This window comes from Gammaproteobacteria bacterium (assembly GCA_021647245.1).
In the GTDB taxonomy this organism is placed as follows: Bacteria; Pseudomonadota; Gammaproteobacteria; order RBG-16-57-12; family RBG-16-57-12; genus JAFLJP01.
In genome coordinates this window covers 1-14,962 of the sequence record JAKIVC010000002.1, presented here as the reverse complement: position 1 = coordinate 14,962, position 14,962 = coordinate 1, and the positions used below count along the sequence as shown (strand labels likewise).

The window sequence follows — 14,962 nt, the reverse complement described above, 5'->3', positions numbered from 1 at the left end:
GCCTGTCAGGCCACTTTAAACAATGGAGGTTTTTAGGCGGGAGCGGGCTAAAAACGTGGTACTGTTTAATATTGATTAAACAGCTCAAAATTCCCTTCTTTATCAAATGCAATGACAGAAAAATCATCTTTGCGGCCCGTCTCCATGCCGGGTGATCCATGGGGCATCTGTGGCACGGCTAGCCCTGCAATATCTAAATTGCGATTGATGAGCTGCTTGATGTCCTGCGCGGGCACATGCCCTTCGATAACATAGCCATCGATGATGCCGGTATGGCAAGATGCCAGCTCACCGGGCAGGCCCAGTTTGTGCTTGATGGTATTCATATCATCACTCACCACATCTTCTACTTTGAAGTTGTGCTTTTCCAAGTGATCAATCCAATCTTTGCAACAGCCGCATGAGGCGGCGCGATAGACGGTGATATTGAGGGGTTTTTCAATCAAGGCTGGGGGTTGTTTGGGGTCCCAGATACTCTCTGCATAGGCAGCCGAGTGCAATGACAGGGCGATAAACAGAGATAACAATATTTGTACAGACCATTTCATGGTTGATTTTCCTATGGTTTTTTGGGGATTATAGCAGAGTGTGAAGGTGTAGATAGTGGCTCCGCTCCTCTGCCTTCATGTGTGGAGCGTAGGGGAGGTCTCCTAGGCAAGGGGTGTTGATGCGCTGGGTGATGGACTGAATGTTCTCTTCAACACAGGCACACTCTGGATCAATGCGGTTGGCTACCCAGCCGGCAAGCGTTACCCCTTTTTCGCGGATCGCTGCCGCCGTGAGGAGTGCGTGGTTGATACAACCTAATTTAATTCCGACGACCAGTATCACCGGCAGTGCCAGCATGGCGGCAAGGTCGGCGATGCTCTGTCGATTATCCAGAGGTACCAGCCAGCCCCCAGCCCCTTCGACAATTGTAATATCAGCCCGTTCGGCGATGGTGTTAAAACACTGCTTTAGGTGCAAAAAATCAATGGAGGTGTTCGCTTGCTGTGCGGCAATGTGCGGGGCGATGGCTGGCGCAAAAGCATAGGGATTAATAGTTTCGTAAGGTAGTGAGTGGTCACTATCTTCAATGAGTTGTAGGGCGTCGTCATTGCGCAGCCCCTGTTCGCTGTTGTGACAGCCGCTAGCCACTGGTTTCATGGCGGCTACTTGCTTGCCATGGCTGGAAAAAGCACGCAGTAACGCACAGCTTACATAGGTTTTTCCTATCTCTGTATCCGTGCCGGTAACAAAATAACCACTATTCATATTGCAATTCCTGACAAAATTAGTAACCATTAGCCGATCGTTGAATTCACATAGTATATGGATGAGCAGAAAAATGAAAAAACAGATGTTATTAGTCGCCGCCGTTGTGGCTGTTTTGAGTGGTTGTTCCGGTTCTAAGGATTATGCACCTACCGCAGGCACTTCCGGCCAGGAGATTTTTGCCAAGGCTTGTATTGGCTGCCATGGTCCCCTGAGTGAAGAAGAGCTCACCACCTTTTGGGAGGTGACACCTGAAAATATGAATGCTGCTTACGTGGCGGCAAAAATAACCCAGGGTAGTATGTCAATGCCCTCTTTCCCCAATATCAAGGGTGCTGAGCTGGAGGCCATTACGGCATTTGTGCTGGAGCACAATAAGAATAAGTAGGCTGGTATGAAAGCAGGCTGCGGTGGCAGCCTGCTGCTATCTTTTCCGGATTTATCTCTCCCCGTTTATCTCATCTCGTTGTAGAATACGCCTCTCTTTATTGTTATCACTTTTCAGGTTGTCATGAAATCACAGCGTCTACAGCATATTCCTGTGAAGGTTGAACAGGTGAATTTGCCGCCTAATCGACAGCGTATGCCGGAGTGGATTCGTGCCTCGTTGAGTAGTGACCCCTCCTATGGCGATACCTCTCGCACAATCAGCCAACAACGTCTGAATACGGTGTGTGAAGCGGCACGTTGCCCCAATCGCGGTGAGTGCTGGAGCAGGGGCACGGCGACTTTGATGTTGCTGGGTGATACGTGTACTCGAGCCTGTGGCTTTTGTCATGTAAAGACCGGGCGACCACCGGTATATGATCTGGACGAGCCGCGCCGTGTAGCCGAGGCAGTGTCAAAAATGGCGCTGGATTATGTGGTTTTAACTTCGGTTAACCGTGATGAACTGGTGGATGGTGGTGCCTTTATCTTTGCCGAAACCCTGCGGCGCTTGCGTAAGAAACAGCCTGAGATTGGGCTGGAAATTCTGACCCCTGATTTTCGTGAATGCCAACAAAATGCTCTTGAGGTGATCTATTCGGCGGTTCAACCCGGTTTGGCACAGCACGCGACTACTTTGGTTTGGGGGCATAATATCGAAACGGTGCCTCGCCTCTATTGGGTTGCACGAAAGGGTGCAAAGTATCAACGCTCACTCGATCTGCTAAAATCAGCAGCACAGCTTGAAGGGGTGGAGAGCAAATCGTCGATTATGCTCGGCTTGGGAGAGTGTGAGCATGAGGTGTTGCAGGCCTTGGCGGACCTGCGGAGTCATCAGGTATCGCGTATCGCCATAGGGCAATACCTGCGCCCCAGCCGTGCACATCTGCCAGTGGATGAGTATATTCATCCCGATAAATTCGCCTGGTATGGTGAGCAAGCCGAGGCGATGGGCTTTAGCTGGGTAAAATCTGCACCGATGGTACGCTCTTCGTACCATGCAGAAGCGTAATTTCAAACAGGGGCAGCAGCATGGCAAGTCGAACTCCACTTTATGATCAGCATGTGGCAATGGGTGCCAAGATAGTGGATTTTTTTGGTTGGGAGATGCCTATTCACTATGGTTCGCAGCTCAACGAACATAAAACTGTACGCAGTGATGCGGGTATGTTTGATGTTTCACACATGAATGTGTTGGATCTGCGGGGCCGTCAGGCAAAAATTTTCCTGCAAAAGCTGGTTGCCAATGATGTCGCTCGGCTAAAAGATGAAGGTAAAGCACTCTATACCTGCATGCTCAATGAGCAGGCTGGAGTCATTGATGACCTGATTATCTATTTTATCCGTGAAGGTGATTACCGTATCGTATTGAATGCCGCAACTCGCGAAAAGGACCTGGCCTGGATTACCGAGCAGTCAGCGGGTTTTGAGGTTGTGCTGGAGAGTCCCGCTGATTTGGCGATGATTGCCGTACAAGGCCCTAATGCACGCGCTAAAACTGAGCAAGTGCTGGGTGAGGGGGTGGGCACTAAAATAGCCAAAATGAAACCTTTCAACGCCTGCTTTTGTGACGGGCTGTTTATTGCACGAACAGGTTATACCGGTGAAGAGGGTTACGAGATTATTTTGTCTGCGGGTGAGGCGGTGGCTCTATGGCAGCAGTTACACCAGGCGGGTGTTGCGCCGATTGGCCTCGGGGCGCGAGATACCCTGCGCCTGGAAGCGGCCATGAGTCTGTATGGTGCCGAAATGGATGAGACCATCTCTCCGCTGGAGTGTGGTCTTGAGTGGACGGTTGCCTGGCAGCCTGCGGAGCGTGATTTTGTCGGCCGTAGTGCGTTACAAGCACAGCGTGATGCCGGTGGTAGAACTAAACTTGTGGGTCTACTCCTTGAAGAACGCGGTGTATTGCGCGATCACCAGAAAGTGATCAGTGAGTGTGGTGAGGGGGAGATCACCAGTGGTACCTTTTCACCCTCACTAGGTCAGTCCATCGCTTTGGCGCGTGTACCTGTGGCCATGGGTAACCGCTGTCAGGTGGAGATTCGCGGTAAGCGGCTGAATGCCCGCGTGGTTAAGCCACCTTTTGTCCGCAATGGTGAAGCCTGTTATAAAGAACCTATTACTCAAAAAGAAGGATTGCCCCGATGAGCAATACACCCAATGAACTGTTCTACACTAAAAGCCACGAGTGGGTGCGCATTGAAGATGATGGCACTTTCACCATCGGTATTTCAGATCACGCCCAAGAGCTACTCGGCGACATTGTCTATATTGAGCTTCCCGAGGTTGGTAGTGAACTCGATGCCGAGCAGGATTGTGCGGTGATTGAATCAGTTAAAGCCGCGTCAGATTTGTACACACCTGTTGCGGGTACGGTTATCGCAATCAATGAAGAGCTGGAAGATTCACCGGAGACAATTAACGGTGATGCCTATGGTGAGGGGTGGATTTTCAAGCTACAGCCCTTCAGCCTAGAGAGTGTAAAAGGCTTGATGCAGGCAGAAGAGTACAGCGCCATGGTCGCTGAAGACGAAGAGTAACCTCACCCAATAAGCTGATAGTGATTTTTTATGCCTTTTATTCCACATACTGAACACGATACCGCACAGATGCTCGATGCCATTGGCGTGCAAAGCATCGAACAGCTGTTTGATGAAATTCCAGAGGCGTTGCGTACCAAAGGGTTGGCCAATATTCCACTGGGGCTTAATGAGCTTGAGGTGACACGGCTGATTAAGCAGCGGGCAAACCGAGACCAGCCATTAATCTGTTTTGCCGGGGCAGGAGCTTATGAGCACCACATTCCGGCAGCAGTCTGGGAGCTGACCACCCGTGGCGAGTTTTATACTGCCTATACACCCTATCAGGCGGAAGCGAGCCAGGGTACTTTGCAGCTGCTGTATGAATATCAAACCATGATGAGCAGCTTAATGGGGATGGATGTCTCTAATGCTTCGTTATACGACGGAGCTTCTGCACTGGCAGAAGCGGTGCTAATGGCAATCAGGGCCAACCGAAAATCGAAAAGCAGGTCTGTTTTGATGCCCACCACGGTACACCCCGATTACCGTCGTGTAGTAAAAAATATTGTAAATAATCAAGGTATTGAACTGGTTGAACTGGACTATTGCACTGAGCGTGGCCAGATTACAGTCGATTCACTGGCTCAATACCAGCAGTCCGACTACGCGGCAATCGTCATCCCCCAGCCCAACTTTTTTGGCAATCTGGAGCAAGTAGATCAGCTGACGGATTGGGCTCATGAGAATAAAATGCTGGTGATTGGCGTGGTCAATCCGATGGCCATGGCCGTTATTGCCCCGCCAGGCGAGTGGGGAGAGCGGGGTGCCGATATCGCCTGTGGCGAAGGCCAGCCACTGGGCATTCCACTCTCATGGGGTGGGCCGTTTTATGGCTTTATCGCCTGCAAGCAGAAGCAGGTACGCCAAATGCCGGGGCGTATCATCGGGCGCACCGTAGACCGTGATGGTAATCGCGGGTTTGTATTAACACTGCAAGCGCGAGAGCAGCACATTCGCCGCTCCAAGGCGACTTCGAATATCTGTACCAATCAAGGGCTGATGGTGACCGCATCAACCATCTATATGAGCTTGATGGGGGCTGAAGGGGTTGAGCGCACAGCGATGCACTCCCATACCAATACCAAAGCACTGCTTGAGCAGCTCACGGCCATTGAGGGGGTCGATAAACAATTTAGCGCGCCCTGCTTCCACGAAGTCGTTATTCAGCTGAACCAGCCGGTTGCCCCGGTACTGGAAAAACTGGCCAAAGCCGGTTATCTGGGTGGGTTTTCGTTGATGGCTGACTATGCCGAGCTGGGGAATGCGCTGCTGGTTTGTGTTACCGAAACCAAGAGTGATGACGAGATAAGCCAATTTGCCAGTGCCTTTGCCCAAATGCTGCGCTAGGAGAACACCAAAATGTTGATTTTTGAACAATCTCAAGCTGACCGTTTTAACAAAGCGCAACAGCCCGGCGAAGCCATTGAGTTGAGTAATATTCCTGCCGAATTTCGTCGTCAAAAACGCGTGGCACTGCCAGGTGTCTCTGAGCTACAGAGTGTGCGCCACTATACCCGGCTCTCACAGAAAAACTTCTCCATCGATACCCATTTTTACCCACTGGGTTCGTGCACCATGAAATACAATCCACGGGCGTGTAACCGCTTGGCGATGCATAGCAACTTTCTGGGGCAGCACCCGCTTACACCCGCCAGCAATGGCCAAGGCTTTCTGCAATGTATCTATGAATTACAGGAGATACTCAAAGAGGCCACCGGTATGAAAAGTGTCTCAATGCAGCCAATGGCGGGTGCGCAAGGAGAGTTTGCGGGTGTGGCGATGATTCGCGCTTATCATGATTCCCGTGGTGATACCGCACGCAGCGAAATTCTCTGCCCTGATGCCGCTCATGGCACCAACCCCGCTACCGCCACCATGTGCGGTTATACGGTGCGGGAGATTCCCACCGGTAAAGAGGGTGATGTAGATCTTGAAGCGCTAAGAACCGTTGTGGGCCCTCAGACGGCAGGCATTATGCTGACCAACCCCTCCACGTTGGGTGTCTTTGATCGCAATATTAAAGAGATTGCTGACTTGGTACACCAAGCCGGTGGCCTGCTCTATTATGATGGGGCCAATTTGAATGCCATTTTGGGTAAGGTAAAACCGGGTGATATGGGGTTTGATGTGATTCATATTAATCTGCACAAAACCTTCTCTACCCCCCATGGCGGGGGTGGGCCAGGCTCCGGGCCGGTAGGTGTAAGTGAGCGCCTACTTCCCTTCATCCCCGTGCCCATGGTGGCCAAAACGGGCGATGATTACCATTGGCTTACCGAAAAAGAGTGCCCCCAATCCATCGGTAGACTCTCTGCCAACATGGGGAATAGCGGCATTATGTTGCGTGCCTACATCTATGCGCGCATGTTGGGCCGAGAAGGGTTGGAGCGGGTGGCTGATTACGCAACACTGAATGCCAACTATCTCATGGTAAAACTTATGGAGGCGGGTTTCGAAGTGGCACTGCCGGGCCGCCGGGCCACCCATGAATTTATCATCACCCTGAAAAAATTGACCCGTGAGACCGGCGTTACCGCAATGGATGTTGCCAAGCGGCTTTTGGACTACGGTTACCATGCGCCGACAACTTATTTCCCGCTGATTGTGCCCGAATGCTTGTTGATAGAGCCCACAGAGACTGAATCGAAAGAGGAAATTGACGGTTTTATTGCGGCACTCTCGGCAGTGAAGCAAGAGGCTTACAGTGACCCTGAAAAAGTAAAAAGCGCACCCCACACCCTGCCGGTTAAACGGTTAGATGATGTGCGTGCTGCCCGCGAACTCGATCTGCGCTGGACGGGTGACTAGTTGTGCGCTCCCCTCGTGATTGATTGAACCATAAAAATTAAAGGAAATGGGATGACGGCTCTAATTTGTGGCTCCTACGCGTATGATAATATTATGGTTTTTCATGACCACTTTAAAAATCATATCTTGCCCGACAAAGTTCACATGCTGAATGTCTCCTTCCTGGTGCCCGAGATGCGCCGTGAGTTTGGTGGTTGTGCGGGCAATATTGCTTATAATCTTAACCTGCTTGCCCCCGGTACCGCGCTGCCGATGGCAACCGTCGGCGGAGATTTTTCACCCTATGCAGCGTGGATGGCTGAGTGCAAAATCAGCCAAGAGCAGATAAAAATAGTTGCCGACAGCTATACTGGGCAAGCTTTTATCACAACGGATCTGGATGATAACCAGATTACCGCATTTCATCCCGGTGCCATGAGCTTCTCTCACCAAAACAGCATTGCCTCTGTCAGTGATATCAGTATTGGGATTGTCTCCCCCGATGGTCGTGATGGCATGATTCAACATGCGGAGCAGTTTGCCGAAGCCGGCATTTCATTTGTTTTTGACCCAGGCCAGGGTTTGCCGATGTTTGGTTGCAAAGAGTTGCTGCGCTTTATCGAGCTGGCTGACTATGCAATTTTCAATGACTATGAGATGCAGTTAATGCAAGATCGCACCGAAAAAACACCCCATGATCTGGCCGCACAGTTGAAAGCGCTGATTGTTACCCGGGGTGGCCAAGGCTCGGTAATTTACACCAAAGATCATCGCATCGAAATACCCGTCGCCCAGTCCACAGCTGTTAATGACCCAACCGGCTGTGGTGATGCGTATCGTGGCGGTTTGTTGTATGGCCTGATGAAGGGCTTAGAGTGGAAAACAACAGGCCGTATCGCCTCACTGATGGGGGCGATCTGCGTGGCGGACCATGGCACACAGAACCACAGCTTCGAGCCGGATGAGTTTAAAAAATTATTCCGAGACAATTTTGACTATTCTCTGTAAACTACGGGGGATAAAAAACAATAATCAAAATGCTACATTAAGGGGCTCGGATGGCAATTGAACTTTTCAACGATGGCAATCATCGCTGTCTGGCGTTTGAAAATTTAGTCAGTGGTGACGGTATACAAGCGAATCAGTTTTTAGTGATTCATGATCGCCACACCGCGTTGATTGATCCAGGTGGTGACCTTACCTACACCCCTCTGTTTATGGAAGTGATCAAACACGTCACCATTAAAGAGCTGGATTATGTCATCGCCTCCCATCAGGATCCGGATATCATCGCCTCTCTGGACAAGTGGATGACCTACACTAACTGCCAGATCGCTTGCTCCGAGCTGTGGTCACGCTTCTTGCCGCACCTGATTCCCCGGCATCTGGAGCAGGTGAGTAAACGAAGTATGGGCAAAGGTCGCTATATCTCGATCCCGGATGGTGGTATGGATCTACCGCTGGGTGGCACGGTATTGAAGGCGATTCCCGCACACTTTTTACACTCTGTCGGCAACTTTCAATTTTATGACCCCATCAGTAAAATATTGTTCTCGGGCGATTTGGGTGCCTCAATGGTTGATGAAAACCTGGACCAACCGGTTACCGATTTTGACGCACATATTCCCACAATGGCGAGTTTTCACCGACGCTATATGGCCAGTAATAAAGCGTGTCGTTTGTGGGCTCACATGGCGCGTCAACTGGATATCGAGATGATTGTTCCACAACATGGCCGCTCCTTTAAAGGCAAAGAGGTGATCGGCCAGTTCATTGATTGGGTCGAAAAGCTGGAGTGTGGGCTGGATTTGATGGATCAAAGCAACTACACGATCCCATAGTTTAAATTGAGTTTAATCACTATCAAGCGCCCCTTTCTGGGGCGTTTGTCGTTTAATTATTTGATTCACCTGAGAGCAGACGATGTCACGAGCCCCCTTAAAGCTTAAAAAAAATGAAGAGCGCCGCATTCTTGGCGGCCATGTTTGGGTTTACAGCAATGAGGTAGATACCAAAGAGACACCCCTGACGGAATTTTCAGCAGGGCAGCTGGTTGACATTATTTCCCATAACGGCAAAGTGCTTGGCAATGGATATGTCAATGCTCACTCGCTGATTTGTGCGCGCATGGTCAGCCGTGATAGCCGCTATCAACTGGATCAATCACTCATTACCCATCGTCTTAAAATAGCCCTCTCCATCCGTGAGCGACTGTTCAAGCAACCCTGTTACCGCTTGGTACACGGTGAGAGCGACATGTTGCCGGGCTTGGTGGTTGATCGTTACTTTGACGTTTTGGTGGTGCAGCTGGGTACAGCGGGGATGGAAGTACTCAAAGAGCAGGTCATTGCCGCGCTGGATAAAGCGATAAAACCGAAGGCTATTCTACTGCGTAATGATGGTGCTATCCGTAAAATGGAAGGGTTGGAGAGCTATGTTGAGAGTGCATTAGGTGAGGTGCCAGAACAGGTAGAGCTGGTTGAAAATGGTGTGAAGTTTTTAGCTCCGATTAAAGATGGACAAAAGACCGGTTGGTTTTATGACCACCGAATGAATCGCGCACGGATGCAACATTACGTACAGGGCAAACGGGTTTTGGATGTATTCAGTTACATTGGCGGCTGGGGGGTGCAAGCTGCCACGGCAGGCGCAGATGAGGTGATGTGTATCGACTCCTCATCAAAAGCACTCGATCTTGTGCACCACAATGGCGAGCTGAATGGCGTGGCAGATAAAATATCCTGCCTGGAGGGCGATGCTTTTGCCGCGATGAAAGCGCTGCGCGAAGAGCGTGAACGCTTTGATGTCATCATTCTAGATCCGCCCGCCTTTATTAAACGCAAGAAAGATATTAAAGAGGGTACCAATGCCTACCGCCGCGCCAATCAAATGGCGATGCAGTTATTGAGCAAAGATGGTATTTTGATCTCAGGCTCCTGTTCGCACCATTTGAGTCGCAGCTCATTACAGAGTGTCATGCAGCAATCAGCACGGCACCTTGATCGTAATATGCAGATTTTGGAACAGGGGCACCAGGGGCCAGACCACCCTGTACACCCGGTGATTCCGGAAACGGACTATCTTAAAGCTATTTTTTCACGGGTTCTGCACCGATAAAAAGCACCCACATAGAGAGTGAGCGGCTACCATCATGAAACAATACCTGGATCTCATGCGTCACGTTTATGAAAAGGGCACCCAGAAAGGGGATCGTACCGGCACCGGTACCCAGAGTGTATTTGGTTATCAGATGCGCTTTGATCTCAGTGAGGGGTTTCCGTTGGTGACAACAAAAAAATGCCACCTGCGCTCCATTATTCATGAGCTGTTGTGGTTTCTTAAAGGCGATACCAACACCCAATATCTGAAAGATAATGGCGTCTCAATTTGGGATGAGTGGGCGACAGAATCGGGAGACCTCGGGCCGGTCTATGGCCACCAGTGGCGTAACTGGCCACAGCCGGATGGAAGCACCATTGACCAGGTGAGCCAGTTAATTGAACAGATCAAAAAAACACCCAATAGTCGCCGCTTAATTATTTCGGCCTGGAATGTGGCAGACCTTCCTGATGAGACGGTTTCGCCACAGAAGAACGTTGAAAATAAGAAGATGGCCTTGGCGCCGTGCCACGCTTTTTTTCAGTTTTATGTGGCGGATGGCAAGCTCTCCTGCCAGCTTTATCAGCGCAGTGCCGATATTTTTATCGGTGTGCCCTTTAATATTGCGTCCTATGCGCTAATGACGATGATGATCGCTCAGGTGTGCGGGTTAGCGGTGGGCGACTTTATTCATACCCTGGGTGATGCCCATCTCTACTCGAACCATCTGCAACAGGCACAGCTACAGCTAGAGCGTGAGCCGCTACCGATGCCTGAAATGAAAATCAATCCGGCGGTAAAGGATATTTTTGGCTTCACTTTCGATGATTTTGAGCTGATCGGTTATGAGTCCCACCCACACATTAAAGCCCCCATCGCAATTTAACCTGAGTAGTGACCATAATCTCATGTGTCTAGGGAGTTAGCAGATGATCATTTCAATTATTGCCGCCATGGGAAATGAGCGCGTTATCGGCATTGAAAACAGGTTGCCCTGGCAGCTGCCAGCGGATATGCAGTGGTTTCGTAAATGCACCCTGGGCAAGCCGATCATCATGGGGCGTACAACCTTTGAGTCAATTGGTAAACCACTGCCGGGACGTAAAAATATAGTGGTTAGCCGAAACCAAAAATACCGGGCAAAAGGGGTGACGGTAGTACATAGCTTAGAGGCCGCAATAGCGTCTGCGAGTGGCGCTGAAGAGGTGATGATTATTGGTGGTGCTAACATCTATAAACAGGCACTTAGTCTGGCCGAGCGGCTCTATATTACCCATATTCATGCCGATTTTGACGGGGACAGCTGGTTTCCTGACTACGCTGCAGGCCAGTGGCAAGTGGTATCACGAGAGCAGCACGGTGCTGATGAAAAAAACGGCTATGAGTATGACTTTACAGTGTTAAAAAGAGCGTGAGTGCTTTGTTAAGAACGGCCTTAAAATGAGCGGCTCCATAGCAGGCCGCTCACTGGTATTCGCACGAAATAGAGCAGCTCATTAAAAGGGGTAGCTCATCTGCACCCAGCCATTGCGCCCCGGCTGCGGGTAGTCACTCATATAACTGACAACGCTACGAACGGGGTCTCCAATAAAGGCCGGTGTGTTATCGGTGGTCATGCTTGCCGGGTAACGAACCTCTTGGTCAAACAGGTTTTTGATCCCCGCCCGCAGTGTTAATCGACTATTCGGCACGGTATAAGTCATCGTAGTATTCACGGTGTGGTAGCTGGCAAGGTCGCTGCGTGGGTCGTCGGCTTCACGCGCTCTGCTGCCTACGTAGTGGAGGTCGACTGAAAAAGTCATCTCGTCATGCTCCATCAACACCCCGAAAGTGCCTAACCACTTGGCAGCACCGGCTATCGACTCACTGGTGGCACTATCGGTGGCATTACTGTAAGAGAGGTTGGCATTAAGCTTGATCCAATCGGATAGATAGCGCTCTGTTTCCGCCTCAATACCATTAATCTCCGCATGACGTAAATTCTCAAAGTTGATGAGGTTTTCAGAAGAGACAATCAGGTTACGCATCTTCGAATGGAACAAAATAATACGATCGACCCGGTTCCAGAGTCGGTGGATGTAGGCTAGCTCCAGCGTGCGAATCGTCTCCGGCTTGATCGCATTGGCGGTGCTGTTCCACAGCTCATAGAAGCTGGGTGGGCGGAAGGCATGGGCGTATTGAACCTTGAGAATATGCGCGTCGGAGTAACGAAATACCCCTGCCAAGCGGGGTGAAATATTGTCACCCACATCGTTGTATTTATCATAGCGCATACCCAGGGTATAGGTGGTCTGATCACTATAGAGATACTCATCCTGTATGACCACGCTGTGGATAGTGCGCCGATTGTTTTCATTGACCCAATTGTTAACGCCGGTAAAGCGCTGCATAGAGGGCAATTGTGGATAGGTTGGGTCGTTTGATAGATCAATATTGCTCTCCCGCCAGGCCTCTCTCACTTCAATCTCTTTCACGGCCACAGTGACCAAGAGATTATGGCCCTGCCAGCCGCCCCAATGCAGCTCCACGCTACCATTCAGTTGACGCTCCCGGTAAAACCCTCTGGCAAGAAATCCCGCTGGATAGGGAATGTAACCTGCTGGCAGCATGGTAATGTCAAAACTGTTTTCGTAGCGTTGCCAGCCGAAAACGGGCTGAATAACAAGGTACGGGTTGGGGGTGAAAAGGTGCGATAGCGTCAGGTTTTGATGATGGTTTTGATAGGCGACCCCCTTGTTGGGGTCAGGAAGTGCATCAAGGGTACCGAAATAATCACCCCGTTTATTATCAAGCAATTGAGCTTTTAGTGTGAAATCACCATAACCCAGGTTAAACAGCGCTGATTTATACTCAACTTCATCGTTGACGCTCCCTGGCGCATTGCTGATGGCCGCCTGTGAAATCTGGGTGTTGTACAGTACATCCTCTCCCGCAGGAGTATTCGTATCACCCCGTTGCCAGCGGGCTAAACTTACGCTGAATTTGGCTCCAGACTGGGGGTCTTCCGCGCTGAATGTGCCACCAATAGAGCGTTTATTAAAACTTCCTCCTCCCGCAAATGAGCGTGATATATTTTTTTGAGTCACCACGTTAATGACACCCGCATAAGCATATTCGCCATACAGAGCAGAACCCGGCCCACGGATCACCTCAATCCGTTCCACCTGCTCGATAGGCATCAGAAAGACGGGATCGGCCAATGCCGAGAGGGCTGAGTTGATAGAGACACCATCCACCAAAACTTTCATATTTCCCGACGCGAAGCTGCCACCCACCCCCCGCACCAATGCAACCTGGTTGCCGATGCGGTCATGGGACTTCTCGATACCTGGCACAAATGCCAGCGCCTCAGCTACCGTTGTCGCACCACGGGCATACAAAACATCGCCGTGTAAAATAGTGATCATCCCCGGTACATAATCGGCATTCAGCTTGCTGCGGGTGGCAATGGTTGTCTCTTCCTCCATAATACCCAGCAGGAACGTCTCCTCTCCCTCCATATCACCCAACAGCTGCTCCAAATCATCCAGCCCCGTGGCATGACTAACCGAGAGAGCCGCAAGAGGGCACAGCAAAACCAGCCATAGCGCGAACAGCCACCGGCTATGTTTCACCTTGGCTAACCGTGTTAATTTTTCCAAAAAAATCATCTAGATATCTTCGAGCATAAGAGGCTGCTACGGGTTGGTTTAAAGGGGGGTTCAGCGTTGGGTTGAGTTATTTTCATCAGTCACATTGTCTATTGGTTTCACAGGAAATACTCGATCCGTGGTGGGTAATCACTGACACAGCATTTTTTCGGAAATTTCCCTGTTAAACCAACATCCTGGGCGATTTTTTCGCACATTAGTGAAATAGTCGAGTGGCCACACACCGACCTATACCTTCGGCCATTTCACGAAAAAACTTAGTAGTTTATAGCTTGGCAGCAATAAGTAGCCCCCTTTAAGCCTGCTCAGATCCCCCGACACAGCAAAAACTATCAGTAAAATAAGGTGCTGGCGTTGGCCGTCAAAAATAGTACAATAGCGCACCAAGCGCCCGTAGCTCAGCTGGATAGAGCGCCGCCCTCCGGAGGCGGAGGTCAGAGGTTCGAATCCTCTCGGGCGCACCATTTTACCTCCTCAAAAACCACAGGTTATCCTTTAACCCTTCAAAAGCCCCTCGCTGTTTTTTAGAATCGGGGCAAAATCGCGGCTGCTTCCAGCAACTCCTCGTCATAGCGTTGCAGCCATAAAAATGTCTGGATGTAACGGCTGGTAATCTCCACCAGACCGCGCCCCGGTGCCGTGCCCAGCTTGGGGGGTTGGGCCGCTTTTTTGATTAAGGCTAGAGCTTGTTCCAGCTCAGCAGCATTTTGCTCAAAGCGCTGCTGGTTGAGGGTGTAGCCACGCACAAGATGCTCTTTCAGTACTTGATTTGCCCACATGCGAAACTGGGTGCCCTGACGCGAGTTCACGCGGTATCCCACAGAGATAATCGCATTCAGGTTGAAGTATTCAACTTGGTAGGTCTTTCCATCCGCCGCAGTTGTTGCATTTTTTGCAAATTTCTTTTTTCACTGATCTCACCTTCGCTCAAGGCATTGCGAATATGGCGTGAGATGACCGAGACACCCCGAGAGTATGGGGTCAGCGAGAGTATGGGGTCAGGTCTTGTTTTTTGCTATATCTGAACTAAGCTGTGAGCATGTCAAGACCGCTGAGAATTGAATATCACGGAGCGCTTTACCATGTGACCTCCAGAGGTGATGGGCGTGATGTTATCTATCTTGACGATGAGGATAGGAAAGAATTTCTGACGGTTCTTAC

General features: G+C 50.4%; 16 protein-coding genes and 1 tRNA gene. 13 read left to right on the top strand and 4 right to left on the bottom strand.

The features are described 5' to 3' along the window. Positions 1–65: 65 nt before the first annotated feature. Positions 66–548 carry a DUF411 domain-containing protein gene (locus L3J94_00805; protein ID MCF6217294.1) on the bottom strand — a complete coding sequence of 161 codons (483 nt, stop codon included), beginning with the start codon at positions 546–548 and terminating at the stop codon, positions 66–68. 28 nt (positions 549–576) lie between these two features. Further along, a complete protein-coding gene (bioD, locus tag L3J94_00800; GenBank protein MCF6217293.1) occupies positions 577–1,254 on the bottom strand; it encodes a dethiobiotin synthase in 678 nt (225 codons plus the stop codon). Positions 1,255–1,327: 73 nt separating this feature from the next. Between bioD and L3J94_00795 the strand changes: the two genes are divergently transcribed. The 11 genes from L3J94_00795 (at position 1,328) to folA (ending at position 11,566) form a co-directional block, all read left to right on the top strand. Next, positions 1,328–1,642 carry a cytochrome c gene (locus tag L3J94_00795; protein ID MCF6217292.1) on the top strand — a complete coding sequence of 105 codons (315 nt, stop codon included), beginning with the start codon at positions 1,328–1,330 and terminating at the stop codon, positions 1,640–1,642. A gap of 123 nt (positions 1,643–1,765) precedes the next feature. Continuing rightward, the gene (lipA, locus tag L3J94_00790; GenBank protein ID MCF6217291.1) at positions 1,766–2,692 is read left to right on the top strand and encodes a lipoyl synthase; all 927 of its coding nucleotides are present in this window, start codon (positions 1,766–1,768) and stop codon (positions 2,690–2,692) included. A gap of 20 nt (positions 2,693–2,712) precedes the next feature. Continuing rightward, positions 2,713–3,831, top strand: coding sequence for a glycine cleavage system aminomethyltransferase GcvT (gene gcvT, locus L3J94_00785; GenBank protein ID MCF6217290.1), 1,119 nt, complete (start codon positions 2,713–2,715; stop codon positions 3,829–3,831). Next, entirely contained in the window at positions 3,828–4,223 is a 396-nt protein-coding gene (gene gcvH, locus L3J94_00780; GenBank protein ID MCF6217289.1) for a glycine cleavage system protein GcvH, read from the top strand. The genes gcvT and gcvH overlap by 4 nt, the downstream gene beginning before the upstream one ends. A 30-nt stretch (positions 4,224–4,253) precedes the next feature. Further along, positions 4,254–5,612, top strand: a complete 1,359-nt coding sequence (gene gcvPA, locus L3J94_00775) for an aminomethyl-transferring glycine dehydrogenase subunit GcvPA (protein MCF6217288.1) — start codon at positions 4,254–4,256, stop codon at positions 5,610–5,612. Between the two features lie 12 nt (positions 5,613–5,624). Next, positions 5,625–7,073 (top strand): aminomethyl-transferring glycine dehydrogenase subunit GcvPB, encoded by a 1,449-nt coding sequence (gcvPB, locus tag L3J94_00770; protein MCF6217287.1) that lies wholly within the window; start codon positions 5,625–5,627, stop codon positions 7,071–7,073. 51 nt (positions 7,074–7,124) lie between these two features. Continuing rightward, entirely contained in the window at positions 7,125–8,060 is a 936-nt protein-coding gene (locus tag L3J94_00765; protein ID MCF6217286.1) for a carbohydrate kinase family protein, read from the top strand. Positions 8,061–8,110: 50 nt separating this feature from the next. After that, the gene (locus L3J94_00760) at positions 8,111–8,893 is read left to right on the top strand and encodes an MBL fold metallo-hydrolase (GenBank protein MCF6217285.1); all 783 of its coding nucleotides are present in this window, start codon (positions 8,111–8,113) and stop codon (positions 8,891–8,893) included. 82 nt (positions 8,894–8,975) lie between these two features. Next, on the top strand, positions 8,976–10,169 hold the full coding sequence (locus L3J94_00755) for a class I SAM-dependent rRNA methyltransferase (protein MCF6217284.1): 1,194 nt from the start codon (positions 8,976–8,978) through the stop codon (positions 10,167–10,169). Positions 10,170–10,203: 34 nt separating this feature from the next. Beyond that, positions 10,204–11,037 (top strand): thymidylate synthase, encoded by an 834-nt coding sequence (locus L3J94_00750; protein MCF6217283.1) that lies wholly within the window; start codon positions 10,204–10,206, stop codon positions 11,035–11,037. 46 nt (positions 11,038–11,083) lie between these two features. Continuing rightward, on the top strand, positions 11,084–11,566 hold the full coding sequence (gene folA, locus L3J94_00745; GenBank protein ID MCF6217282.1) for a type 3 dihydrofolate reductase: 483 nt from the start codon (positions 11,084–11,086) through the stop codon (positions 11,564–11,566). An 81-nt stretch (positions 11,567–11,647) separates the two neighbouring features. On the opposite strand, the gene L3J94_00740 is transcribed toward folA, so the two are convergent. Next, positions 11,648–13,801: a TonB-dependent receptor gene (locus L3J94_00740; protein MCF6217281.1), complete on the bottom strand. Its 2,154-nt coding sequence runs from the start codon at positions 13,799–13,801 to the stop codon at positions 11,648–11,650. A gap of 387 nt (positions 13,802–14,188) precedes the next feature. Here L3J94_00740 and L3J94_00735 point away from each other — a divergent pair. Continuing rightward, positions 14,189–14,265: transfer RNA gene (locus L3J94_00735), tRNA-Arg, on the top strand. 60 nt (positions 14,266–14,325) lie between these two features. Here L3J94_00735 and L3J94_00730 read toward each other — a convergent pair. Continuing rightward, on the bottom strand, positions 14,326–14,640 hold the full coding sequence (locus L3J94_00730; protein ID MCF6217280.1) for a virulence RhuM family protein: 315 nt from the start codon (positions 14,638–14,640) through the stop codon (positions 14,326–14,328). 200 nt (positions 14,641–14,840) lie between these two features. Here L3J94_00730 and L3J94_00725 point away from each other — a divergent pair. Next, positions 14,841–14,962, top strand: a 122-nt coding sequence (locus L3J94_00725; protein MCF6217279.1) for an addiction module toxin RelE, incomplete at its 3' end; no start/stop codon positions are given.